This is a genomic window from Roseobacter sp. S87 (assembly GCF_055693285.1).
This window is the reverse complement of sequence record NZ_JBVFTR010000004.1, coordinates 1,455,589-1,479,693: the sequence shown is the minus strand read 5'-3', so window position 1 is coordinate 1,479,693 and position 24,105 is coordinate 1,455,589. Positions and strand designations below refer to the sequence as shown.

Below are 24,105 nucleotides of genomic sequence, written 5' to 3'. Positions count from 1 at the left end.
CTCCGGTCGTTTAATCAATGTGTAAAGAAAGATGCGCCGCCCTTTCCGGACGACGTGCTCGCACTCAATCTCGGCCCCGTTTTCCCGGAGCTCCGCTATGGCGGAATTCACCGCACAGATGTTTGCTTTGCGCATGAGGGTGCGGGTACTGCAGGGGCCGTTCGCCTCCTCAAGCACCTGCAGCAGGCGCTGAAGCCGTGGGCTCTTGTCCAGGCGCGCGTGTCTCATGGCCGCGTCTCGTCGAGTGAGGCGATAAGGAGGTCTGCGCTGCCCTCGAGGGCTCCGGACGCCAATAGTATCAGGCTGTAGGCGGCGACTTCGCACTTGGCGCGCTCGTTGATACCTGCTGCTTGAGAAAGGCGATCTCTGAGATTGTTGTCAGGATCGCCTTCTATATCTGCGATCTGCTGCGCTGTCCTTTCGAGGTTCCGTTTGGCGTCGGCATAGGTTTCCACAACTTTACGAAAATTGTGCAGCGCCTCGGCGTATTCGTGGTACCGCACGTTCATTGTATCACCCATGCGGCGGCGAGCCCGCCAAACAGGATGGCAAAGATGCAGAGAGTGCCAACCAGATCACCAAGGAACTCCGACCAGTTTTCCCAGATCAGACCCTGCGTGGCGGGAAATCCCCTGCGTTCGCGGGGGTCACAGATCATGATTTCATGATCTTCACAGTCCGTTTCAAAGGGCGCAGGCGACCATTCTGTGTCGCCTGCGCAGGTGTCCGGGTCAGGCAGTGCACCGAAGTGAGGCAGGGACCCGGAGGTTGAAGGGGCGGCGGGGAAGGTCATGAAGCCCTCCGTCGCGCGGGTTCGTCTTTTGGCTGCGGCACGCTCTCAGGCCACTCAAGGTCGCTGGGCCAGTTTTTGCAAAACCATTGGAATACTTGTTCGTAGGAATGAGCGCTGCAGCCTGAGCCCTGCTTAAGACGGGAAAAGAAGCGGCTGTGAACGCCCGCCCACCCGGCGATCGTTATTTGCGACCGTCCGGTGTAGGCCTCTAGCGCCTCGACCAGTTCAATTAGGTGCCTGTAGTCGAATGGAATGCATGTTTTACTACCCATAGTCGCAAGTATGTAAAAATAGATAAGATAGTCAATCTAAAAATACATACTTGACCAAATTGCGAAAAAGCTTCTATCCATATTCCATTTATTATGTATTTTTACACAGTATGAATTTGACAGAGTTATACGAGCTGATCGAGAGCCGTCGGAAAGAGCTAGGTCTGACGCAGGTCGAAGTAGAAAAGCGGGCTTTCGGCCGCGCTCGGAACGGATCTTTCCAGAATATTCGAAGAGGTGCATGGCCTTCGTTTGACAAGCTGCAGGCGCTGGCAAAGGTTTTGAAGCTGGAGCTCAAGTTTGGATTGCCCGAAAACGAATTGTTGTGGTCGTCTAATAACGCGCCTTTCCGTGGTCAGGCGGCTTGCAGTATGGTTGGTAAGTTTGCGAGCGCCGATAATGCTAAGACGCTGCCTTTACCAACTTGGCTGGACGACGAACGCGCGTTCTGGGTCCAGGCGAGCGGAAAATCCATGCAAGCTGAGGGTATCAGGTCCGGTGATTATTGCCTGATCTCGCCAAGCAGGCAGGTTGAGATCGGCGATCGTGTCTATTTGAAAGACATGAATGGGAAGGCCGTTATAAAGCGCCTTGTCGATATCCACAAAGACCGTGTGGAACTGCGCGGCTGGCAGAACCCACGGGAGAGCGCACAAAATGACTATGCCGATGCTCACTTTCTGAAATTTGTTCAGGAGCTCTATTCGGTGGTGGCCGTTTTTAGAGGTCAGCCTGGGTCCGGGACGGTAGAGGCGGAATTGGTTCCAGATCCGCGGTCAAACAAGCTGCCGCCTGAAAGCGGACTCGTTCCTGTTGAAGTGCTCCACGAGGACTTGATACCAACGCCGCCTGGTGCGGTACCGTTGACACTGGGTTTTGATGAACAGTGGTTGAAGTCGATTTCTCTGTCGCCGAAAGATGCGGCGCTGCTTCCCGTAGTCGATAAAGATATGGAGCCGACTTTCGGCAAAAGCGCAATCGCGATGATCGACAAAAGCGAAACAGCCATTGAAGATGGCGCCCTGTATGCTGTGACATTTGGAAGCGCTATAGTTGTCAGGCGACTTGAGAAGTTGGAAGACGGAACGCTCATAGTAAGAGCGGACACACGCGACTCTAGAACCTCTGTTCTGCCGCCTGAAAGGGCAGGCGCAGTCGAGATTTTTGGCCGTGTTGTTTGGTCAGGGCGAAGTTTGCAAGGAGATAAACAGTGAAACGGTATTCAGTGATTTTTTTGGTATTTTTGATCGGGTGCACGGAGGCACCGCCAGTTGTGTCCGACTTTAATGGAGCGAGTGTCAAGATTAGGCAATCTACCGTGTTTACTGCCCCTGATCCGGATGATCCGCGACTAACCGCTGAAGCGGAGCGAATATGTGGGCGGGTAGGCAAAACAGCAGAGCATGCCTCCTTTCTTGTTGGTCCCGGGGCGGCTTACTCAGAACACCTGTTTCTTTGTTTGTGAGTGCTCGTAAAGACTGCATTAGCTTGGCTGTTAGGGGGTAAAACCGTTTCCCGGTTCGGACGGGTAGGCGAAACTTCATAAAATCGTCAACTCACTGTTTTTGCGAGTGTAATCCCATTCTGGGAAGTGAGAAACAAACTGGGAAGCCGATTTCCCAGTTCACGCGCCAGATTTTGGCGTTTTTTTGTGTCAGGTTTTATTCATATCCCTGTTTTTACGCCTTTTTTCCCGCGTGCAGAGTTTGCAAAGGTAAAAGTCACATAATGCGGGTTATTGGCCTTAAAGGCCCATTTAAGCCAGCTTTGAATGACACAGGGCAAACGCCCAAAATTTCCCGACCATCACGCGAAGCGCTTTTTTTATAGGGCTCTGTCCGCTTTCTTCCGGCTTTTTCGGGGCTCTTCCGGTTACTGCAATACTTAGTGTCCTACTACAACCGCCTGATCGGAACAGATGTCCTTGCCCCATTTATCGGGTGAACTGGCCGCATCCCTCGTTGGTGGCAGAAACTGTCTGGTGAACCTGACAGTTTAAGACTTTGTTTAACAATCTTTGTGACGCTCAGACCTGCGCGCATGGAGAGTTTCAATGGATTGTTACGCGGACCTTCTCGACCTGGTCGAGCATCCGGTTTTTGTACTGGAACCTGATGCGCAGGGTTTGCCAAGATATACGGTATTCAATGACTTTGCCTGCACCGCACTCGGGCGGCCCAAAGAAGACGTCATTGGCCTGACGGCAAAGGAGCTTTATCCCGGCCGGCTGGGGCGGATCGCTTTTGAACATCATTGTGGTGTGCTGCGGAGCAAAACACCAAGGGCCTATGAAATTTTTCTGCCCTTTGGCGACAGTCAGAAATTGATTCAGACCACCCTGAGGCCGGTCGTTGATGGCACCTCTGAAGTGGTTCAGATCGTCGGCAGTTCAAAGGATATCTCCGGCAATCAGGTGTTCCGCGAGATGCGCACGGAACTGGACACAATCAATAATGAACTTGAGACCTATGTAAGTCTTGCGGCACATGATCTGCGCGCGCCCATGCGGAATGTTGCGCAGATTGCCGACCTGCTGCGCGAGGATTTTCAGGATCTGGGCGACGGTAAACTGGATCTGATCAACCTGCTGGAAGACATCGGCAAGAAGGCGACGCGTCTGATCGGTGATGTTCTCAGCCACGCCGAAGCTGTGTCCCGGGTCGAGGAAATCTCTGAGTTTTCGTTCGGGGACCTCGTGCGGGATATCCTGGCGCTGCTCGACCCGACCGGGTCCTGCGTTGTTGTGTGCTCGGAGGCGACAGTCCGCGGCGACAAAACCGCGACCCAGATCATACTGCGTAACCTCGTGGACAACGCAATGAAGTATTTCGAATCTCCCGCTTCAGGTCCGGACGCAGTCCCGCTGCAGCTCGATATCCGCATTCTTGCCTCTGATGATGATTATTTCTACGTCAGCGTCGCTGATAACGGGTCCGGTTTCAGCGACCCTGCGCTGCTCTTTCTCGACAGCGGTGAACTGCGCTGCGACAGCGGGTACGGTCTGCTGGGTGTGCGCAGGCTGATTACAGCGCGCGGCGGATCATTGTCTGTGGCGAACCGGGAGGAGGGGTCCGGGGCAGAAGTGTCTTTCAGCCTTCCCGGCATGGCTCAGCTTCAGATCAGCGACACAGAGCAGAACGGTGCCCGCCGCGACTGCATGTTCGACAGGTCAGCCTATTCCACCGGGTACCGCGCGTGAAATGCCGAAGTCACGGGCACCTCCGCCAGCGTTTCCGCGGTGATGGGGCAGGGAGGTCAGCGTAACCCGGTGGAATAAAACACTGAATGCCGCTCCAAATCATCGCGATGTCAAGCAGTTGCACCGGCGGGTCGTGCAACATTGAAGGGCGTCCTGCTTCGCTAACTTAACGTAATGGGAGTTTTCGGAGTTTTGTTAGGATTCTGTTAACCAAGTTTTTCCAAACAATAGGAAAACGAAGTACAATCATAACGAGAACTACGTGACTGCCGAAAAGACCCAGGAAAACTTCCAGTGGATCATCGAAGTAATCGAAGAACTGCGGGAATTCGCACAGGAAAACAATCTTTCAGCTTTTGACGCCCAGCTCGAACTGCTCGCAGAGACAGTTCGGTCCGAAGTTCCGCTCAGCGGGCAGGCGAAAGCAGATCTGCGGTTGCTGCAGGAAAAACTCGCAGGATGACAGCGGTCCGTTCCGGACCCGGTCACCAATTTCAGTTTTGATCAGGATCAAGGCAGGCCAGCGCCGCCGGTGATTTACTGTGGCTGAAAACGAGGGAGTACCAGATGGCCGAAGCATTGAAAGACAAATCCGGCAAACCAGATGCGCGCGCGGGCAGGGAAAAGACCAGTCCGCAGGAACCTGCCATCGCGCCGGTCGCCGGAAAAAACCCCACCCGCCCGCGCCTGGGCCGGAAAGAATATGAGGCGGCGAAAGCCGACCTGCAGGTTGAACTGCTCAAGGTGCAGCACTGGGTGCAGGAGACCGGACAGAAATATGTAATGCTGTTTGAGGGACGCGACGCTGCAGGCAAGGGCGGTACGATCAAACGTTTTACGGAGCATCTGAACCCGCGCGCGGCGCGTGTCGTGGCTCTGAACAAACCAACGGATGAAGAGCGCGGCCAGTGGTTTTTTCAAAGGTATATCAAACACTTGCCGACCTCCGGTGAGATGGTTCTCTATGACCGCTCCTGGTACAACCGCGCGGGTGTTGAACGCGTGATGGAGTTCTGCAAACCCGAAGAATACCTGGAGTTCATGCGTCAGACGCCCGAGTTCGAACGCATGCTCGTGCGGTCTGGCATCCGTCTTTTCAAATACTGGTTTTCAGTCACGCGGGACGAACAGCGTGCGCGGTTCCGGTCCCGCGAAACCGACCCGCTGAAGATGTGGAAGCTGTCACCGATCGACCGCGCCAGCCTTGACCGCTGGGATGATTACACCGAGGCCAAGGAAGCGATGTTCTTTTACACGAACACAGCCGATGCGCCCTGGACGGTGATCCGGTCTGACGACAAGAAGCGGGCCAGGATCAACTGCATGCGGCATTTCCTGTCGCAGCTGGATTACCCGGATAAAAACCCCGAAGTGGCCTGTGCGCCGGATCCGGAGATCGTCGGTGGCGCGGACACGGTGGTGCATGCGGCAGATCACATTCTCGCCAGCTCGCTGCACCCGGGCAACAGGCGTGCAACAGGAGAAAAGAGTGAGCGCTGATCATCCTTTGACAGACAGGGAGCTGCGGCTTGCGCATGTGGCGGCCCTGCAGGAGGAGAATGAAGAATACCATAGGCTACGTGCGGCATACGTGCGTGTGAACGACGAAATACGCCGCGCGGAGTCCGGCTCTGTTCAGTTGCAGGCGCTGGAAATCAGCCAGCTTCGTGTCAGGCGTGCGAGGTTGCGTGCGCAGATGGCCGTTATGCTGGCTGCGACGTTGCATGACGAATTGTCAGACGCGTCCTGACATAAGTCCGAAAACGGATATGACGGCAGGCTGCGTGGTTCAGCTTCTGCGTTTGCGGGCCGGGCGCGGTTTCACCTGAAGTTCGATTTCATCGTAGAGTTTGCCGACGATATCCTTGCCGGTTGCTTTTTCGATGCCCTCAAACCCGGGCGAGGAGTTCACTTCCAGCACCTTGGGTCCGGCCGTTGATCGCAGCAGATCGACACCTGCTTTGCCAAGCCCGAAGGCCCGGGCCGCACGCACGGCGGTCTCGCGTTCTTCTTTTGTGATCCGCACGACTTTTGCGGTCCCGCCGCGGTGCAGGTTTGACCGGAAATCGCCCTCGGCACCGGTGCGTTTCATGGCCGCCACGACCTTGCCCGCGACAACCAGGCAGCGGATGTCTTCGCCGGCGGCCTCTTTGACAAAGTCCTGCACCAGAAAGTTAGCCTTGAGACCCCGGAAGGCGTCGATCACGGATTCGGCTGCCTTCTTGGTTTCCGCCAGGACCACGCCCTTGCCCTGAGTGGATTCCAGCAGTTTCACAATCAGCGGGGCCGTACCTACCAGACCCATCAGGTTCGACGTGTCCTTGGGCGAGGCCGCAAAGGCGGTGGAGGGCATGCCGATCTTTTTGGTGGCCAGTATCTGGTGCGCGTGCAGCTTGTCACGGCTGGCTGTGATACCTGCGCTGCCATTCACGCAATAGGTCCCGATGGCCTCAAACTGGCGGATCACGGCGGTACCGTAGGCTGTCACAGACGCACCGATTCTCCGGGATCACCGCGTCGTATCGCGGCAGGCGTTTGCCGTCGTAATGCACCTCGGGTGCCATGGAATTGATCGCCATGTAGCACCGGGTGGTGTCGATGACCTCAACTGTATGACCGCGCGCCTCACCCACTTCGACCAGCCGCCGGGTCGAGTAGTTGTCCTCGCGGCTCAGTACCGCGATGCGCAGCGCACGTTTGGGGGCGCGCTGTTTCAGCGCTGCGGTGTGGTAATCGTCATAGCTCAGTTCAGGCTGCAGATGTTTTTCTGTTGGCGTGATCGAGATATGATCCCCGAGCGCCTGCCGCCCGAGCAGCATGCGGGACGTCATCTGCTGACGGTTGGTCAGGGTAATCTCGATGGGCCAGGTCTGGCCGCCAACGCTGAGCGTCGAGGCAATCACAAACCGCTGTTCCGTCTCGCCATTGGACGAGGTCACCTCGCGTCGGTCAACCAATGGTGCCGAGCAGGTGATGGAGACATCGTTACGTCCGGCAATCGGATGCACGTTGAAACGCACTTTGGGTGTTTTTGCAGGCCCGAAAACCTCAATATCATGCGCATGAAGCGCGGAGGTCCGTGCACCGGTATCGATTTTGGCCCTGATGGCGGGCAGCCCCAGGTCGGGCAGGGATATCCATTCTTCCCATCCGAATGTCAGCTTATTCATGCCGTTTCGCCTCCCGTTTTTAAAGTTCCCACCGGGGTATCAGGCCCGGCGCGGGACCTCAACCGGATGGCCTGACGCACCCAAAAGCGCCGGTTTTCAGGGAATTCAGGCGATTTTCGCCGCGCTTATGCGGTCAAAAACGTCGAGGGCGCCGTCCAGCGCCCTGGCTGTGTCGAGGCCGGCAGCGTTCAGCCTGTCGAAGAACTCTTTGACGCCGCCTGATGTCGCATAGGTGCGCATTTCCGCCAGATAGCGCAGGGGCCAGTCGCGCGTTCCGCTGACTTCCCGGTGGATATGCGACGCGCCAAGGGCCGATCCGTTGAGCGCATAGAGAACACCCCAGGCATGGCTGTCCGGCATCGCGCGGTCCGGCCCGGCGCCAACAGGTTCAAGGTCCAGGTCCCGCCTCAGAGCCACGCAGCGGGCGGTTTCCTGAGGCAGAAACAAATCCGGCGAGACCGCAGTTGCAGCAGCCAGGCCGAGTGTTTCATGAACCTCCAGCATGCGTGTCAGCCAGGCGCGGTAGTCCGGCAAAGACGCAAAGTGTCCCTCACCGAACCAGACATTTTCCGCAGCAGAATGCGCGGCCTGTGTTGCCTCTCTGAGCACGTCACGATGGGCGTTCTGGTGGTTCATGGGGCGGTTGTGATCCTGGTGATTTTGGTGGCGCAAGCGCCCCACAGCAGATCAGCGGCTCCCGGCCCGATTGTCAACTCAGTGCCCGACCGTCAGTGTCCGGATCAATTTATTCGTCGTTGATATCGCGCGTGATCACTTTTGCCCCGGTGGACTGGCTGCGGAACGCAATGCGCAGTCCGATCCAGGACAACAGCGACACACCGGCGAAGACGGCCAGCAGAACCGAGGCCGAGGGAATGTAGCCAAACCCGACGAGACCGGCGGTGATCAGCGCGCCGATAGCGAACCCGAGGAAAATGAACCCCGGCGCAAAGACCTCGATGATGGCCAGAACGATGGCCACGGCGATCCAAAGCCACCAGATGCCCAGAAATGCGTCTATCATGCGCCTTTTCCTTTCAGCAGGCGGAACGCATCGCCAAAGGCTTCAAGGGCCTGAGCTGGTACCACAATCGTCTGATTGCCGTTTCCTGCGCCAAGAGCATTCAGCGATTCCACCTGTTTCAGCGCAATCTGATACTGGGCAGCCTCGATACCGTTTTCATTGATAGCTGCGGCAACGACCTGTGTAGCATAGGCTTCGGCATCGGCCAGAATGCGGCGCGCCTTTGCAGTCTGTTCTGAGGCGTAGAGCTCAGCATCTGCCGCAAGCTCTACCGCGCGCTTGGAGCCTTCGGCTTCGGTGACCTGGGCGCGGCGGGCACGTTCCGCGTTCAGCTGTTGCAGCATGGCGTCGCGCGTGGCCTGATCCAGGTTCACATCGAGTATTTCAGCGCGCGTTACCTCAATGCCCCAGTCGTCGACGGCGTCTTCCACCGAACCCTTGATGGTGGAGATCAGCTGCGCGCGGTTGGCCTGCACATCATCGAGGTCCATCTTGCCAATCTCTGCCCGCACGATCCCGGCAACCGTGGTGGCAATGGCTGCATCCACATCACGGATCCGGTACACCGTGCGCTCAGGTTCCGTGATACGGTAAAAGACAGAGGTTTCCACCTGCACCAGCACGTTGTCCTTGGTGATCGCATCCTGGCTGGCATTGGGCAACTGACGTTCAAGGATTGAGATTTCATGCGCCACGCGGTCGATAAAGGGCACAATCAGGTTGATGCCGGGCCCAAGCACGGAGCGCAGGCGACCAAACCGCTCGATGACGTATTTTTCGGACTGAGGCACGATTTTCACGCCCTTGACGACCACCGCAATCAGCAGCGCCGCCAGCAGCAGGAACACAATGTTTCCTGACAGAAGTTCGATAACGACCGTTTCGATGTCCATGAATTCGTCCTTTTGTCTGCCCCGAAGAGGATGTGGCGCTTTGCGGCGCAGAATGCAAGCAAAGCCGGGCGGGGAAAAACCGGTGCGGCGGCGCAGAGATTGCACTTTGGCGCGGGTTTGGATACCGGGCAGGGGCATCGACAGGAGAGTGACAGATGAGCGGTTTCAGTTTCAGCCGGACGGCGGTTGACGGCAAAGCCCGGACCGGTGTGATCAGCACCCCGCGCGGCGAAATCCGCACGCCCGCCTTTATGCCCGTGGGCACCGCAGCCACGGTCAAGGCGATGATGCCGGAGTCTGTGCGGTCCACCGGTGCCGATATCCTGCTGGGCAACACCTATCACCTGATGCTGCGCCCGACGGCTGAACGGATTGACCGGCTGGGCGGATTGCACCGGTTTATGAACTGGGACCGGCCCATTCTGACCGACAGTGGCGGTTTTCAGGTGATGAGCCTTGCCGGCCTGCGCAAACTGACGGAACGCGGTGTGACCTTCAAAAGCCATATCGACGGATCGAAACACGAAATCACGCCGGAACGGTCGATGGAAATTCAGCGCCTTCTGGGCTCGGACATCGTGATGTGTTTTGACGAATGCCCGGCGCTGCCGGCCGACCGGGCGCGCATCAGCGAGAGCATGCATCTGTCGATGCGGTGGGCTGCGCGCTCGAAAGAAGCTTTCGGCGACCGGCCCGGGCACGCGCTTTTTGGTATTCAGCAGGGCGGTCTGGAAGAGGACCTGCGGGCTGAGAGTGCTGAGGCCCTGCAGGAGATCGGATTTCACGGTTATGCCGTAGGCGGGCTGGCCGTTGGAGAGGGGCAGGAGGCCATGTTTGGGTGCCTTGATTATGCACCGGACCAGCTGCCTGCCGACAAACCACGGTATCTGATGGGCGTCGGCAAGCCGGACGACATCGTGGGGGCTGTTGCCCGCGGGATCGACATGATGGATTGCGTGCTGCCCAGCCGCTCGGGACGGACGGGGCAGGTGTTCACGCGGCATGGCGTTCTGAACATCAAAAATGCGCGGCATCAGGATGACCCGCGCCCGCTGGACGAGAATTGCGGCTGCCCGGCCTGTAAAAACTACAGCCGCGCCTACCTGCATCACGTCTTCCGCAGCCAGGAGATCATCTCGTCCATGCTGCTCACCTGGCACAACCTGCATTATTATCAGGACCTGATGGCGGGCATGCGCGATGCGATAGCCGGGGGGACCTTTGCCGAATGGCAGTCAGCCTTCCATGCGGGCCGTGCACAGGGTGATATCGATCCGCTCTGAGCATGTCGCGCCCCGCTTTTAACAGTTGATTAACCCCTGCAGGCGTAGCGTTCGTCCAGCTTTTGCTACGTCATTTTCTTCAGATGGCCTCTGGCCGATCCGACAGGGCCGGGTTTAACGTGGCAGAAGAAGCTGTAGCGGGCCCAAACCGGCCGGAAAAGCCGAGTTGGGTTTGTGAACTGATGTGATGAAGCAAAGCGCATTCGGGCAATCCGGACTGCCCGGCAGGCGTTCACGGGCATTTGGCGGCTTGTACTTCGCCGGTTTGGTGTTCATTCTTGTCCGGCCAGAAAGAGTGAAGGTTGATTTCATGTGGGCGTTGCCCCACCTGTCATCTGTTAAACCGGAGATGACCGGGCGTTGCTGCGGATGCGGGACCAGTGTCATCTTGCCAAAAATAAGGAAAGAGCATGCAAGAGCCTCTTAACGCTTCCTACCCGGTACTTCCGCTGCGCGATATTGTGGTTTTCCCGCATATGATCGTGCCGCTGTTTGTCGGTCGGGACAAATCTGTCCGTGCCCTCGAAGAGGTGATGGCAGATGACAAGCAGATCCTGCTGTCGAGCCAGATCGATCCCGGTGTGGATGATCCCGACAGTGACGGCATCTACAAGGCCGGCGTTCTCGCAAATGTCCTGCAGTTGCTGAAGCTGCCCGATGGCACCGTCAAGGTGCTGGTCGAGGGACAGGCGCGTGTTCGCATCACGGAATACATTGAAAACGACAACTTCTTTGAGGCCCGGGCAGAATATCTGACCGAGATGCCCGGAGATGTTGCGACAACCGAGGCACTGCTGCGCACGGTGGCGGACGAATTCGAACGCTACGCCAAGGTCAAGAAAAACGTGCCCGAAGAAGCCCTTGCGGCGGTTGGCGAATCCGCTGAACCGGCCCGTCTGGCGGACCTTGTTGCGGGCCATCTGGGCATTGAGGTGCACCAGAAACAGGACCTGCTCGAAACGCTCAGCGTGTCGGAGCGCCTGGAGAAGGTCTATGGCCTGATGCAGGGCGAGATGTCTGTTCTGCAGGTTGAGAAGAAGATCAAGACGCGCGTCAAGACGCAGATGGAGCGCACGCAGCGCGAATACTACCTCAACGAACAGATGAAGGCGATCCAGCAGGAGCTGGGCGACGGCGAGGATGGCAAAAACGAAGTTGCTGAGCTGGAAGCACGGATTGCTGAAACCAAACTGAGCAAAGAGGCCAAGGAAAAGGCCGAAGCCGAGATCAAGAAGCTGCGGAACATGAGCCCGATGTCCGCAGAGGCAACCGTTGTGCGCAATTATCTCGATTGGATGCTGTCCATTCCGTGGGGCAAGAAATCCCGCGTAAAAAAGGACCTCAGCCGCGCGCAGCAGGTGCTGGATGATGATCACTATGGTCTGGACAAGGTCAAAGAGCGGATCGTCGAATATCTGGCGGTGCAGCAGCGTTCCAGCAAGCTGAAAGGCCCGATCATGTGTCTGGTGGGCCCTCCGGGCGTGGGTAAAACCAGCCTTGGCAAGTCTGTGGCGCGTGCCACCGGCCGGGAATTCATCCGCATCAGTCTTGGGGGTGTTCGGGACGAATCCGAGATCCGCGGTCACCGCCGGACCTATATCGGTTCAATGCCGGGCAAGATCATCCAGGCGCTGAAGAAGGCCAAGACGACAAACCCGCTGATCCTGCTCGATGAGATCGACAAGATGGGTCAGGATTTCCGGGGTGATCCCGCGTCCGCCATGCTGGAAGTGCTTGATCCGGAACAGAACTCCACGTTTGTGGATCACTATCTTGAGGTCGAATACGACCTGTCGAACGTGATGTTCCTGACCACGTCGAACAGCTACAACATGCCCGGACCTCTGCTGGACAGAATGGAGATCATTCCGCTGGCAGGCTACACCGAGGATGAGAAACGCGAGATTGCGCGCCAGCACCTTGTGCCCAAACAGATCAAAAACCACGGTCTGAAGGACAAGGAGTTCAGCCTCGAAGATTCCGCGCTGACAGAGATGATCCGAACGTACACGCGTGAAGCAGGCGTGCGGAACCTGGAGCGTGAAATCGCCAAGGTCGCACGAAAATCGCTGACCAAAATCGTGCGCAAGGAAGCGGAAAGCGTGACTGTCACCGATGAAAACATCGATGATTTCCTCGGCGTGAAGAAGTATCGCTATGGTCTGGCGGAGAAAGAGGATCAGGTCGGTGTTGTGACCGGGCTGGCCTATACCTCTGTCGGTGGCGAGCTTCTGAGCATCGAGGCGCTCAGGCTCCCGGGCAAGGGGCGCATGAAAACCACAGGCAAGCTCGGCGACGTGATGAAGGAATCCATCGACGCTGCTTCGTCCTATGTGCGCTCCATCAGCCCGCAGATCGGGGTGAAGCCACCGCAGTTCGACAAGATCGATATCCACGTGCACGTGCCGGATGGCGCGACGCCCAAGGATGGTCCGAGTGCCGGTCTGGCGATGGTGACATCGATTGTATCGGTTCTGACCAAAATTCCGGTCCGCAAGGACATCGCCATGACCGGCGAGGTGTCTCTGCGCGGGAACGCGATGCCCATCGGCGGGCTCAAGGAAAAGCTGCTCGCAGCGCTGCGTGGTGGGATCACCAAAGTGCTGATCCCGCAGGAAAACGCCAAAGATCTTCCGGACATTCCGGATAACGTGAAAGAAGGGCTGGAAATCATTCCCGTCAGTCACGTGTCTGAAGTTCTGGAGCATGCGCTGGTCCGTCAGCCTGAGGCCATTGAATGGGATCAGGAAGCGGAAGAGGCAGCCGCCGCAGCCCTTGCGGGAAAGACCGATGGTGTGGATGCCGCGACAGCGCACTGATCGCTGACGCAGTTTCGGGTAACAGGTGCGGCGCCTCAGGGTGCCGCACTTTTTGTTTCAGGCCGCATTTGCCGGCTGGTCAGGGCACAAGCTGCACCATACCCAAAAGCGCTTGCGGTCGCCACGGTGTTTGGGTATTCCGCCGCCCATGGGTGATTAGCTCAGTGGTAGAGCGCTTCGTTCACATCGAAGATGTCAGGAGTTCAAATCTCTTATCACCCACCACTTTCCTCTTATACTTTGTGATCTCCGGCACAGACTATTGCTCACCTCTTGATGACCGTGCGGCAGGGGCGTAATGCGGGAGAGACGTCATTTTCCGGACCCCGCATGCCTGATTTTCCGCCTCTTTATATCCTGCGCCATGGCCAGACCCACTGGAACGCCGAACACCGGGTTCAGGGCCAGCTCAACTCACCTCTGACGGATCTGGGGCACAGACAGGCCGCAGAACAACACCGCATTCTCAGCGGGCGTGATCTGACAGGCTTCCGTTTTCTCTCCAGCCCGCAGGGCCGCGCCTTTCAGACTGCGGCTATTGCACTGGAGGGCCTGGCGATGCGCATTGATACCGACCCTCGCCTCGCGGAAATCACAGTGGGAGAATACGAGGGGCGCAGACGTGCGGAACTGCCGGATGGTGGCGCGGCGGATGAGAGCGAGGAGAGCGCGCTACATCTTTATGACAGCGCACCCGGTGGCGAGGGCTTTGCGGGTCTGCGCGCGCGATGTGCTGCCTTTCTGGACGACCTGAAGGGGCCGTCGGTTCTGGTAACACACGGAATGACGTCACGGATGCTGCGCCTGATCCTGCTGGACCGGGATATGTCTGAAATGGGTGCGCTGCCGGGTGGGCAGGGCGTTATTTACTACCTGGAACAGGGCGTTCAGCACCGACTGACATAAAGGGCTTGAAGACCTCTTTCAGTTTGGCTAAACCGCCACCACCGGGTCGTTAGCTCAGTTGGTAGAGCGCTTCGTTTACACCGAAGATGTCGGGAGTTCGAGCCTCTCACGACCCACCACTATCTCTCTGTTACGACTCAGTGTTTCTGCGTATTCTGTCGTCAGGCCGCGTCGGGTGGGTGCGGCCGGTGCACGGGAAGAGGATCGCGTGATCGTTCCTGTGTGAGGGCCATTCGGTTCTTGAAAGGGGTGCGCTTTGTTCTGCGACAAGACGGGGATAGATGTTCCCGAAAAACGTAAATCTTCGGACAGCGAAGCTGATCTGAATAAAATTCTGAGCAAACTCAACGATCTGCCGGCCGACCAGCGGGGAGAACGCGCGCTGCGCATGGCCGCGCGGCTGGTGGAATACGGCGCATTTGAACTGGCCGGTCGCGTCAGCAGCGAAACGGTTGGCGAAATGGTAAACCTGTCCGCACGCCTGAGCGGCCGCAGAAATGCGTCTGATACGGCGGCCTCCGGGGCTGACGTTGTGCAGTTGTTTCCCGGCGACAGCTGAGCCTCCGATTTCTACCCTGGCGGTACAATGTGTCGCGCAGAATCCCGCTATGGTTGACAATTGTTACAATATCGGCGAATTTTGGCCTGTGAATACTCGGTTTCGCAACCGCGGCCACGCACTCAGAGCACCAGAGAAGGGTCCCCTCAGAACCGTTTGTGAAAACTGAATATTTCGTGGTGCCAGCGAGCGGGCGTCAGCGTGATGGGTGTAGTGCTCAGAGCCTGTGTCTCCATATTTTTAGGGCCGACACGATATGACTGAGCCGACGACGAAAATTCCTTCAAAGGTTGTGGACCTTCAGGCGTCGCTGGGCGCGCTTGATGAATTGTCGAAGCCGGAACGTGTCCAGATCGCGATGCTGCTGGCGTCCTGCTACCTGGAATATGCGGCGTTCGAAATGGCTCTGGATCAAAGCGCCGACGAAGTCTCGGAAATCATCCATATGGCCGCGCGGCTGGACATGACCTCCAGGCGGATTTCTGACAGGGCTGCCTTCGACAAGGCCGCACAGAGCCTGCGCAAAATGTGACAGATTCCCTGATTGAAGCGTGCGGACGGCGCATTATTCTTTCGTCATACCCTGGCTGAGGAGGTCGATGTGAGCTGGAACCCTGTACTTGATCCGGATTGTCCCGTTGGTGACGCTGTTGATGCGATTGACACGATCATCGTTCCGCGTGCGCGGGACCTTGGTGGGTTCGAAGTCCGGCGCGCTCTGCCCGCACCCAAACGGCAGATGGTTGGTCCCTTCATCTTTTTTGACCAGATGGGCCCTGCGGAATTTCTGACCGGCAAAGGCATAGACGTGCGGCCGCATCCGCATATCGGGCTGGCGACAGTGACCTACCTTTACAAGGGCACCATACATCACCGCGACAGCCTTGGGACCGATCAGTGGATTGAGCCGGGTGCGGTGAACTGGATGGTGGCAGGGCACGGGATCACGCATTCCGAACGTACCGACGGAGAGATCCGTGAGAAGCCGCACAGCCTCTTTGGTATTCAGACCTGGGTCGCATTGCCCGAAGAGCACGAAGACAGTCCGGCGGCTTTTGAGCACGCTCCGAAGGACACGCTGCCATTCATGGAAGGTGAGGGCAAGGAAGTGCGCCTGATCCTCGGGAATGCCTGGGGAGAAAAGGCGCCCGTGCGGACCTTCTCCGAGATTTTCTACGCGGATGCTGTCCTGCAGCCTGACGCGCAGATTCCCCTGCCGGATGACCATGAGGACCGCGGAGTTTATGTGGTCACCGGATCCGTCACTGTTGCTGGTGACACGTTTGACGCCGGACAGATGATGGTGTTCCGCCCTGGTGACCGCATATCCCTGCGGGCCGGGGCAGCGGGCGCACGTCTGATGCTGCTGGGGGGGCCACGCTGAACGGATCACGTCACATATGGTGGAATTTCGTCGCGTCCTCGCGCGAGCGGATTGATGCGGCGAAAGAGGCCTGGCGGGCGGGCGACTGGGCGCATGGACGCTTTCAGCTGCCGCCCGGAGATGACGATGAGTTCATACCTCTGCCGGACTGATCGCCTGAAAAAACAGGGCGCATGCAGAAAAATAAAATTTCTTGTCAAAGGCTGCTTGACGCGACCGGGAGGGCGCAATAGTAGAACGGAACGCTTCGCAGGAAGCGGGCAGTGGGCGGTTGTAGCTCAGTTGGTTAGAGTACCGGCCTGTCACGCCGGGGGTCGCGGGTTCGAGCCCCGTCAACCGCGCCACCGCTGCATAAAAGGCCTCCGGTAACGGGGGCCTTTTGCTTTTTCAGATGAGTGTTTCGCGCAGTCAGCCCGCCCAGTCCGCAATCACATCAAACCCCTGAGCCGAAGGTGCGCTTTCCAGATGGTCGCCAAATGCGGCCCACAGCTGGGCGACTTTGTCAGCATTGGCGTTGGAGGCCTCTTCGCTTTCTACAAGCGACACAACACATCCGCTGCCATCGGCGTTCATCATGTTCACGAAACGGATCATGCCGGGCAGTGCCATGATCTGTGGCTTCAGCTGTTCAAGCAACGCAGTGGCAGGCACCACCGCATCGGGTTTCATTTTGTAGTGTGTTACGCGTGCAAACATTGTCTGTCCCTTCAGTTTTTTTGGTTTTGGGTGACGTTACGTTAACACAATTTCCGTTCCGGCGCAGAAAGGCGCAGTGAGCAGTGCTTCAGCGGTGCTCGTTCAGAAAGGCCAGCAGCGTTTTCGTGGTGGCGTCCGGGTGCTGATCGACAAAGAAATGTCCGCCCGGGACGGCACCGTGGGTCATGTTCGACAATCTGTCCGCCCAGGTGCCCGGAACATCATAGGATTTCGCCATCGCTCCATCAGCCCCGAACAGAACAAGGGACGGGCAGGTGACCTGCCGGTCCAGATCGGCGGCATCCAGATCGAAATCGATCTGAAGAGCTGCCCGGTAATCGGCGCACATACCGCGGATCGCCTCCGGGTCCCGCCAGGCTGTCCTGTACGCCTCCAGGGCTGCCGGATCAAAGTCCGACAGCCGTGCGGCGCCCCAGCCCAGCAGGCAGCTTTCAAAATAAGCGTCAGGGTCATGCCCGATCATGCTTTCGGGAAACGGGGCCGGCTGCGCCAGGAAGAACCAGTGGTAATAGGCCGCTGCCACCTGCCGCGAAAGCTGGTCCAGCAGCAGGTGCGTGGGCACGATATCCATGACGGTCAGAGTTTGGACCAGATCCGGTGCATCAAGCGCCAGCCGGTGCGCCACCCGGCCGCCACGATCATGGCCCACGACATGGCATCTGTCGATCCCGAAGTGGTCAAGTAACGCAATCTGATCCGCAGCCATGTGGCGGAACGAATAGGGCTCGGTGCCGGGCGGTTTGCCGCTGGCCCCGTACCCGCGCAGGTCCGGTGCATAGACCGTGAAGTCCCGGGCGAGAGCAGGTCCAACCGCGTGCCACATCGCGTGTGTCTGCGGAAAGCCGTGCAACAAAAGCAGCGCGGGCCCTGAGCCGCCTGTGGCGACCTGTATATCCAGGCCGCCGCAATCGACCGTAGTGGCTGAAAAACCCGGTATCACAGGCTCAGCTCAGGGCAGCAAGGATACGTGCCCAGCTGCGCGTTCCCTTATGGAAACTCTCAAGATCGTATTTTTCATTGGGTGAATGAAGTGCATCGTCATCCTTTCCAAAGCCGATCAGCATCGGGGTGGTGCCCAGAATATCCTGGAAATGCCCGGCAATCGGAATGGAGCCGCCGCAGCCCACATAGGCCGCAGGTACCTGCCATTCGTCTGTCAGCGCCTGACGGGCGGCCTCAAAAGCGGGGTCGCTGGTTTTCGTCTGTGACGCACCGCTGGCCCCGTGACCGCCAAAGCTGACCTTGCAGTCCGGCGGCAGCATGTCGCGCACCATCTGGCGGAAATTCTCACGGATCGCGAGCGGGTCCTGGGTGCCCACCAGCCGGAAACTGATTTTGGCGTGTGCCTCAGACGGCAGCACAGTTTTAAAGCCGTCACCGGTGTATCCGCCCCAGATTCCATTGACCTCGCAGGTCGGGCGGGACCAGATCATTTCCAGGGGTGTTCTGTCCTGTTCACCGGCGGGTTCCGACAGGCCCACGTCACCCAGAAAGGCCGCATGGTCAAAGGCAAGGCCCTGCCATTGCGCTTCCAGTTCGTCAGAAAGTTCCGGCACGCCATCGTAAAATCCGGGCACCGTGATGCGCCCGGTGTCATCGTGCAGGGCTGCGATGATGCGCGACAGCACACGGACCGGGTTCATCGCCACACCACCGTACATACCGGAGTGCAGATCGAGCTCCGGTCCCGTAATTGTGATCTCTTCTCCCAGCAGTCCGCGCAGCATGGTCACAATGGCCGGAGTGCGGCTCTCAAAGAGCCCCGTATCGCAGATCAGCGCCAGATCGGATTTCAGCTCTTCCGCGTTTTCTTCCATGAACGGCACAAGTGACGGCGAGCCGCTTTCTTCTTCGCCCTCAAAAAAGAAGGTGATCTTACAGGGCAGGGAGCCTTCTTCAGCGATCCACGCGCGGCAGGCTTCGACAAAGGTCATCAGCTGACCTTTGTCATCCGAGGAACCGCGACCACGGATCACTTTACCTTTCGGCGTGTCCTCCAGTTGAGGATCAAAAGGATCGTTGTCCCAAAGATCAAGCGGATCAACGGGTTGCACGTCGTAGTGGCCGTAAAACAGCAGGTGCGGTCCGGGCCCGTCGGCGTGGCCGACAACCATCGGATGGCCGGGCGTTGCGCGTTTCTCAGCCGCAATGCCGAGACCCTGCAGTTCCGCAACAAGCCAGTCGGCAGCAGTGTCGCAGTCATCTGCAAAAGCCGGATCGGTGGAAATCGACGGAATGCGCAGCAAAGCGCGCAGTCTTTCCAGCGCCTCCGGCATGTCAGAATCGATACGGGAAAGAACGGCGTCCAGCGACATTGGGGGTACTCCTAAACCTGATTGCCGCGACCCTACCAGCCCGTGCTGCCGTGTCCAGCAGAGCGGTCGCGATCCACCATCAGCGGTCTTGATCCAGATCAAGGCTGCGACATGGTGTGCGCCCTAGAGATGTTGATCATCGCACGCGCGATCTATAATTATTCTAAGAACTGTACACGGGGTATGTCTGTGCCCCGATCTGAGGAGACCCGCCGGGTGGATTACGAAGACCAACTGGATCAGGCCATTGCCCGCCTGCATGACGAGGGACGCTACAGGACCTTTATCGATATTGAACGGTCCAATGGTCAGTTCCCGCATGCCGTGCGCACGCGGCCTGACGGCACGCGCCAGAACATTACTGTGTGGTGCGGGAATGACTATCTGGGCATGGGCCAGCACCCTGTTGTGCTCGAAGCCATGCACGAGGCGCTGGACGCGACCGGTGCGGGCTCCGGCGGTACGCGTAACATTTCCGGCACGACCGTATATCACAAGCGCCTGGAAGCCGAGCTGGCCGACCTGCACGGCAAAGAATCAGCACTGCTGTTCACCTCTGCCTATATTGCCAACGACGCGACGCTTTCCACGCTGCCGCGCCTTTTTCCGGGCCTGATCATTTATTCTGACGCGCTGAACCACGCATCCATGATCGAAGGTGTGCGCCGCAATGGTGGCGCAAAGCGGATTTTCCGGCACAACGATGTTGCGCATCTGCGCGAGTTGCTGGAGGCGGATGATCCCGCCGCTCCAAAAATCATCGCCTTTGAATCGATCTATTCGATGGATGGTGATTTCGGACCGATCGAAGAGATCTGCGACCTGGCAGATGAGTTCGGTGCACTGACTTATATCGACGAAGTTCATGCGGTTGGTATGTACGGTGCGCGTGGTGCCGGTGTGGCAGAGCGTGACCGTCTGATGCATCGCCTGGACATCATCAACGGCACCCTTGCGAAGGCCTATGGTGTGATGGGTGGGTACATTGCTGCATCCGAAAAAATGTGTGATGCCATAAGATCTTACGCGCCGGGGTTCATATTTACGACGTCTCTTCCGCCCGCAGTTGCCGCGGGTGCGGCGGCATCAGTCGCCTTTCTAAAACGTGCCCCGGAATTGCGTGAGGCACATCAGACACAGGCGCGGATTCTCAAGATGCGGCTGAAGGGGCTGGGCCTGCCGATCATTGATCATGGCAGCCACATTGTACCGGTGATGGTCGGTGATCCGGTGCATACCAAGATGCTCAGCGATATGCTGCTGGATGACCATGGCATCTACGTGCAGCCTATCAATTTTCCGACGGTTCCGCGCGGTACGGAACGGTTGCGTTTCACGCCATCTCCTGTACACGGAGCGCCGGAAATGGATGCGCTTGTGCGCGCAATGGACGGACTTTGGTCACATTGTGCGCTAAATCGCGCCGAACATGCCGGGTAAGCAAGCTCCTGATGTAATTGGATTTGGCTTGTGTTAACCTGACCTAAACAACAAGCCGGGTACGAATCGTGGGGACGATTCTTAATCCGGCGCAGGCGTCAGGCAGATATGGGAAGACGGGGCAGTCGTATGATTGGGCGTAAGCACTCAAAGAGTGTTGATGAGGTGGTCGAACAGCGCGGGTTCGACGACTTTGAACTGCGCCTTGGCGATGTCATGCGCGGTGAACGCGCGACCATGGGGAAATCCCTGCTCGACGTCCAGCGCGAACTCCGCATCAAAGCTTCCTACATCGCTGCAATTGAAGACTGCGATCCCGACGCCTTCGACACACCCGGTTTTATTGCGGGTTATGTGCGCAGTTATGCGCGCTACCTTGGCATGAACCCGGACGAGGTCTTTGATACGTTCTGTAAGGAAAGCGGGTTTTCCGTCGCACATGGCATGTCTGCGGCAGCGTCCGTTGTGCGCAAAACACCGCGCACGGACAAAGCATCGCGCGTCTATGACGGCGACATCTTCAACAAACCCGGAACGCCGTTTGTTCCGGCAGGGGATAGTTTTTTCTCCCGGATTGAACCAGGTGCGATCGGATCGTCCCTCGTACTGCTGGCGCTGATCGGTGGCATTGGGTTTGGTGGATGGTCTGTTCTGCAGGAAGTACAGCGGGTGCAGGTGGCGCCTGTCGATCAGACGCCGGTTGTCTTGTCTGACCTGGACCCTCTGGATGGTGTGCTGACGGCAAGCCCGGAAGGCGGCTCCGAAACGGCGCTGCCCGACGGTATGGATCAGCCACGTGCGGACGCACTGGAGCGTCTCTACCGCCCGCAAACGCTCGACGTGCCCGTTCTTGTTGCCCGTGACGCGCCGATCTCAACGATCGATCCGCGCTCCATCGGCAATTTTGCAGAGCCACCGCGCCCGGAACCAGCCCCGGATCGTGTGTTTGCTTCAATCGATACAGCCATTGCGGACAGTGTTGCTGATTTCCCGGTACCTCAGGTGTCCAAGGACCCTGGCCCTGCGCTGCGTATGGTCGCCGTGCGCCCCTCCTGGGTGCGCGTCCAGGCTGCAGATGGCAGTGTGATCTTTGAGACGATCATGGAGCCGGGCGATGTCTGGGATGCACCGAAAAGCGAGAACCCACCTGTGCTGCGGACCGGTGAAAGCGGTGCCATCTACTTTGCGCTGAGCGGAGAGTACTACGGTCCGGTGGGGCAGACAGGCGTTGTGACGTCCAACCTTGCACTGGATGTCGACTCGCTGAAAGCGGCCTACAGCGTAGCGGATCTGTCCGCAGATGAAGCGCTGGCCACAACTGTCGTTGAACTGCAGACCCCGGTCGAACCCGCGACGGAATAAACGCCATCAGGTTCAGACGGCCATTGCGGGCAGCGCCTATGGTGTCTATTTTGACTGACATACAGGAATTCCCCGGGGGCTCTGAATGTCACTCAATCACGTACGTCCATGGCGCAACATCTACCGTCGCACGTCACGCCAGATCATGGTGGGCAATGTCCCGGTCGGCGGGGATGCACCCATCAGCGTGCAGACGATGACCAACACGCTGACGACAGATGTTGCCGCGACGATAGCACAGATTAACGCGGCCACCGAAGCCGGCGCTGATATTGTACGTGTTTCGGTTCCGGACGAAGCTTCCTCGAAAGCGCTGCGTGAAATTGTGCCCGAAGTGTCGGCCCCGATCGTGGCGGACATTCATTTCCATTACAAAAGGGGCATTGAGGCCGCCGAAGCGGGTGCGGCCTGTCTGCGGATCAACCCTGGCAACATTGGTGACGAAAAACGTGTTCGCGAGGTGATCAAAGCAGCCCGGGATCACAATTGTTCTATCCGCATCGGGGTGAACGCGGGCAGCCTGGAAAAACATCTGTTGGAAAAATACGGTGAACCCTGTCCCGACGCGATGGTCGAAAGCGGACTGGATCATATCAAAATCCTGCAGGACAATGATTTCCATGAGTTCAAGATCAGCTGCAAAGCCTCTGATGTTTTCATGGCAGCCGCCGCCTATCAGCAGCTTGCGGAAGCCACGGACGCGCCCATTCATCTTGGGATCACAGAAGCCGGTGGTCTCGTTTCCGGAACGATCAAGTCGGCCATTGGTCTTGGCAATCTGCTGTGGATGGGGATTGGTGACACGATCCGTGTGAGCCTGTCTGCGGACCCGGTTGAAGAAGTGAAGGTCGGCTACGAAATCCTCAAATCTCTGGGCCTCAGGCATCGTGGTGTGAACATCATCAGTTGCCCAAGCTGCGCGCGCCAGGGCTTCGATGTAATCAAAACCGTCGAGACACTGGAAAAGCGTCTCGAACACATCAAAACCCCGATGAGTCTGTCGATCATCGGCTGTGTCGTAAACGGCCCGGGTGAAGCGCTGATGACCGATGTGGGCTTTACGGGCGGCGGTGCCGGATCAGGTATGGTCTACCTGGCGGGCAAGCAAAGTCACAAAATGGACAACGCCGAAATGGTGGATCATATCGTTGAGCAGGTCGAAAAAAAGGCGGCCGAGCTTGATGCGGCCGCCCTTGCAGATGCTGCTGAATAGAGCGCGTCAGCTGCGTTTGTCTTCAACGATTGTCTGAAGCTGATCGAACGGCAGGTAACCGCGCAGCAACTCGTCCTGCAGAACGAAAGTGGGGGTGCCGGTGATCTGAAGCTGCTGTGCGAGGGCACGGGTGGACCGGATCCGGTCGGTCACCTCTTCATCGTCCATTTTCGCCTCAACCGCTGCAGTGTCGACGCCATAGGTATCCGCCAGCCTGCGCAGCGACGCGAGTGTAATGTCGCCGTTAAAGGACATGAGCGCGTCATGAACAGCCTTATAGGCCTCGTCGCCTGCCACCATCTGCGTGGCGATTGCAAACCGTGACGCCAGAACTGATTGTTCGCCGAGGATCGGGAATTCTTTTACAACGAACCGGATGTTCCCGTCGGATTCGAGCAGTTTCTCAACTTCACCGAAGGCCCGTTTGCAGAAGCCGCAGCGGTAGTCCATGAACTCAACCAGCACGATATCTCCGTCCGGGTTGCCGCCGACATAGGAAAACCCATCGTCAAACAGCGCATCCGCGTTATCGGCGACCAGTGCCACATCGGCCTCGGCCTGAGCCTCTGCCTGGCGTGCTTCGAGCGCGCGTACGGCTTCCATAATGACTTCAGGGTTTTCCATCAGGTACTCGCGGACCTGATTGCCAAAAGCGTCGCGCTCCGCATCCGACATAGCATTCAGATCCAGTGCTTGCGCCGGAGCGGCAAGGGCACCGAAAGCCAGTGCCGCTGACAAAAGAAGTTTCCTCAACAT

At 58.0% G+C, this 24,105-nt stretch carries 22 protein-coding genes, 3 tRNA genes and 2 pseudogenes; 17 read left to right on the top strand and 10 right to left on the bottom strand.

Annotated elements, in window-relative coordinates; genetic code table 11:
- Window positions 1-224: 224 nt before the first annotated feature.
- Both ACZ1HA_RS08195 and ACZ1HA_RS08190 read right to left on the bottom strand, forming a co-directional pair.
- The gene (locus ACZ1HA_RS08195; RefSeq protein ID WP_375227542.1) at window positions 225-521 is read right to left on the bottom strand and encodes a hypothetical protein; all 297 of its coding nucleotides are present in this window, start codon (window positions 519-521) and stop codon (window positions 225-227) included.
- Window positions 506-793, bottom strand: a complete 288-nt coding sequence (locus ACZ1HA_RS08190) for a hypothetical protein (RefSeq protein ID WP_436399324.1) — start codon at window positions 791-793, stop codon at window positions 506-508. The genes ACZ1HA_RS08195 and ACZ1HA_RS08190 overlap by 16 nt, the downstream gene beginning before the upstream one ends.
- 322 nt (window positions 794-1,115) lie before the next feature.
- Here ACZ1HA_RS08190 and ACZ1HA_RS08185 point away from each other — a divergent pair, with 322 nt between their 5' ends.
- From ACZ1HA_RS08185 to ACZ1HA_RS08165, 5 genes are all read left to right on the top strand, one after another.
- A complete protein-coding gene (locus ACZ1HA_RS08185; protein ID WP_375227544.1) occupies window positions 1,116-2,279 on the top strand; it encodes a S24 family peptidase in 1,164 nt (387 codons plus the stop codon).
- 839 nt (window positions 2,280-3,118) lie between these two features.
- The gene (locus tag ACZ1HA_RS08180; protein WP_472713531.1) at window positions 3,119-4,264 is read left to right on the top strand and encodes a PAS domain-containing sensor histidine kinase; all 1,146 of its coding nucleotides are present in this window, start codon (window positions 3,119-3,121) and stop codon (window positions 4,262-4,264) included.
- Between the two features lie 262 nt (window positions 4,265-4,526).
- On the top strand, window positions 4,527-4,727 hold the full coding sequence (locus ACZ1HA_RS08175; RefSeq protein ID WP_375227546.1) for a hypothetical protein: 201 nt from the start codon (window positions 4,527-4,529) through the stop codon (window positions 4,725-4,727).
- A 104-nt stretch (window positions 4,728-4,831) separates the two neighbouring features.
- The gene (gene ppk2, locus ACZ1HA_RS08170; protein ID WP_472713530.1) at window positions 4,832-5,764 is read left to right on the top strand and encodes a polyphosphate kinase 2; all 933 of its coding nucleotides are present in this window, start codon (window positions 4,832-4,834) and stop codon (window positions 5,762-5,764) included.
- A complete protein-coding gene (locus ACZ1HA_RS08165; protein WP_472713529.1) occupies window positions 5,754-6,014 on the top strand; it encodes a DUF465 domain-containing protein in 261 nt (86 codons plus the stop codon). Before ppk2 ends, ACZ1HA_RS08165 begins: the two co-directional genes overlap by 11 nt.
- A gap of 39 nt (window positions 6,015-6,053) precedes the next feature.
- Here the strand turns inward: ACZ1HA_RS08165 and rimK are convergent.
- The 4 genes and pseudogenes from rimK to ACZ1HA_RS08145 form a co-directional block, all read right to left on the bottom strand.
- Window positions 6,054-7,434: pseudogene (gene rimK, locus ACZ1HA_RS08160) on the bottom strand (30S ribosomal protein S6--L-glutamate ligase).
- Between the two features lie 105 nt (window positions 7,435-7,539).
- Window positions 7,540-8,070 (bottom strand): biliverdin-producing heme oxygenase, encoded by a 531-nt coding sequence (locus ACZ1HA_RS08155; protein ID WP_436399326.1) that lies wholly within the window; start codon window positions 8,068-8,070, stop codon window positions 7,540-7,542.
- A 109-nt stretch (window positions 8,071-8,179) separates the two neighbouring features.
- Window positions 8,180-8,458, bottom strand: a complete 279-nt coding sequence (locus ACZ1HA_RS08150) for an NfeD family protein (RefSeq protein WP_375227550.1) — start codon at window positions 8,456-8,458, stop codon at window positions 8,180-8,182.
- Complete coding sequence (locus tag ACZ1HA_RS08145; protein WP_472713528.1) at window positions 8,455-9,351, bottom strand: SPFH domain-containing protein; 897 nt, start codon at window positions 9,349-9,351, stop codon at window positions 8,455-8,457. The genes ACZ1HA_RS08150 and ACZ1HA_RS08145 overlap by 4 nt, the downstream gene beginning before the upstream one ends.
- Window positions 9,352-9,506: 155 nt before the next feature.
- Between ACZ1HA_RS08145 and tgt the strand changes: the two genes are divergently transcribed.
- The 9 genes and pseudogenes from tgt (at window position 9,507) to ACZ1HA_RS08100 (ending at window position 16,646) form a co-directional block, all read left to right on the top strand.
- Window positions 9,507-10,634, top strand: coding sequence for a tRNA guanosine(34) transglycosylase Tgt (tgt, locus tag ACZ1HA_RS08140; RefSeq protein WP_436399327.1), 1,128 nt, complete (start codon window positions 9,507-9,509; stop codon window positions 10,632-10,634).
- A 410-nt stretch (window positions 10,635-11,044) separates the two neighbouring features.
- Window positions 11,045-13,453: an endopeptidase La gene (lon, locus tag ACZ1HA_RS08135; RefSeq protein WP_436399328.1), complete on the top strand. Its 2,409-nt coding sequence runs from the start codon at window positions 11,045-11,047 to the stop codon at window positions 13,451-13,453.
- 150 nt (window positions 13,454-13,603) lie between these two features.
- A tRNA-Val gene (locus ACZ1HA_RS08130) sits at window positions 13,604-13,678 on the top strand.
- Window positions 13,679-13,783: 105 nt separating this feature from the next.
- Window positions 13,784-14,359 (top strand): histidine phosphatase family protein, encoded by a 576-nt coding sequence (locus tag ACZ1HA_RS08125; protein ID WP_472713527.1) that lies wholly within the window; start codon window positions 13,784-13,786, stop codon window positions 14,357-14,359.
- Window positions 14,360-14,402: 43 nt separating this feature from the next.
- Window positions 14,403-14,478, top strand: a tRNA-Val gene (locus ACZ1HA_RS08120).
- Window positions 14,479-14,615: 137 nt separating this feature from the next.
- Window positions 14,616-14,918, top strand: coding sequence for a hypothetical protein (locus tag ACZ1HA_RS08115; protein ID WP_472713526.1), 303 nt, complete (start codon window positions 14,616-14,618; stop codon window positions 14,916-14,918).
- Window positions 14,919-15,174: 256 nt separating this feature from the next.
- A complete protein-coding gene (locus ACZ1HA_RS08110) occupies window positions 15,175-15,450 on the top strand; it encodes a hypothetical protein (RefSeq protein ID WP_375227554.1) in 276 nt (91 codons plus the stop codon).
- A gap of 69 nt (window positions 15,451-15,519) precedes the next feature.
- Window positions 15,520-16,454 (top strand): annotated as a pseudogene (locus ACZ1HA_RS08105) (pirin family protein).
- Window positions 16,455-16,569: 115 nt separating this feature from the next.
- Window positions 16,570-16,646 (top strand) — tRNA-Asp (locus ACZ1HA_RS08100).
- A 64-nt stretch (window positions 16,647-16,710) separates the two neighbouring features.
- On the opposite strand, the gene ACZ1HA_RS08095 is transcribed toward ACZ1HA_RS08100, so the two are convergent.
- From ACZ1HA_RS08095 to ACZ1HA_RS08085, 3 genes are all read right to left on the bottom strand, one after another.
- Window positions 16,711-16,998 (bottom strand): hypothetical protein, encoded by a 288-nt coding sequence (locus tag ACZ1HA_RS08095; protein ID WP_472713525.1) that lies wholly within the window; start codon window positions 16,996-16,998, stop codon window positions 16,711-16,713.
- 88 nt (window positions 16,999-17,086) lie between these two features.
- Window positions 17,087-17,959, bottom strand: a complete 873-nt coding sequence (locus tag ACZ1HA_RS08090; protein WP_472713524.1) for an alpha/beta fold hydrolase — start codon at window positions 17,957-17,959, stop codon at window positions 17,087-17,089.
- A gap of 4 nt (window positions 17,960-17,963) precedes the next feature.
- Complete coding sequence (locus ACZ1HA_RS08085) at window positions 17,964-19,334, bottom strand: M20/M25/M40 family metallo-hydrolase (protein ID WP_472713523.1); 1,371 nt, start codon at window positions 19,332-19,334, stop codon at window positions 17,964-17,966.
- Between the two features lie 216 nt (window positions 19,335-19,550).
- Between ACZ1HA_RS08085 and hemA the strand changes: the two genes are divergently transcribed.
- The 3 genes from hemA to ispG all read left to right on the top strand — a co-directional run bounded on the left by hemA (window position 19,551) and on the right by ispG (window position 23,349).
- Window positions 19,551-20,774 (top strand): 5-aminolevulinate synthase, encoded by a 1,224-nt coding sequence (gene hemA, locus ACZ1HA_RS08080; RefSeq protein ID WP_375227557.1) that lies wholly within the window; start codon window positions 19,551-19,553, stop codon window positions 20,772-20,774.
- A 129-nt stretch (window positions 20,775-20,903) separates the two neighbouring features.
- Window positions 20,904-22,136, top strand: coding sequence for a helix-turn-helix domain-containing protein (locus ACZ1HA_RS08075; protein WP_472713522.1), 1,233 nt, complete (start codon window positions 20,904-20,906; stop codon window positions 22,134-22,136).
- An 85-nt stretch (window positions 22,137-22,221) separates the two neighbouring features.
- Entirely contained in the window at window positions 22,222-23,349 is a 1,128-nt protein-coding gene (gene ispG, locus ACZ1HA_RS08070) for a flavodoxin-dependent (E)-4-hydroxy-3-methylbut-2-enyl-diphosphate synthase (protein WP_472713521.1), read from the top strand.
- A 6-nt stretch (window positions 23,350-23,355) separates the two neighbouring features.
- On the opposite strand, the gene ACZ1HA_RS08065 is transcribed toward ispG, so the two are convergent.
- Window positions 23,356-24,105, bottom strand: a complete 750-nt coding sequence (locus tag ACZ1HA_RS08065) for a DsbA family protein (protein ID WP_472713520.1) — start codon at window positions 24,103-24,105, stop codon at window positions 23,356-23,358.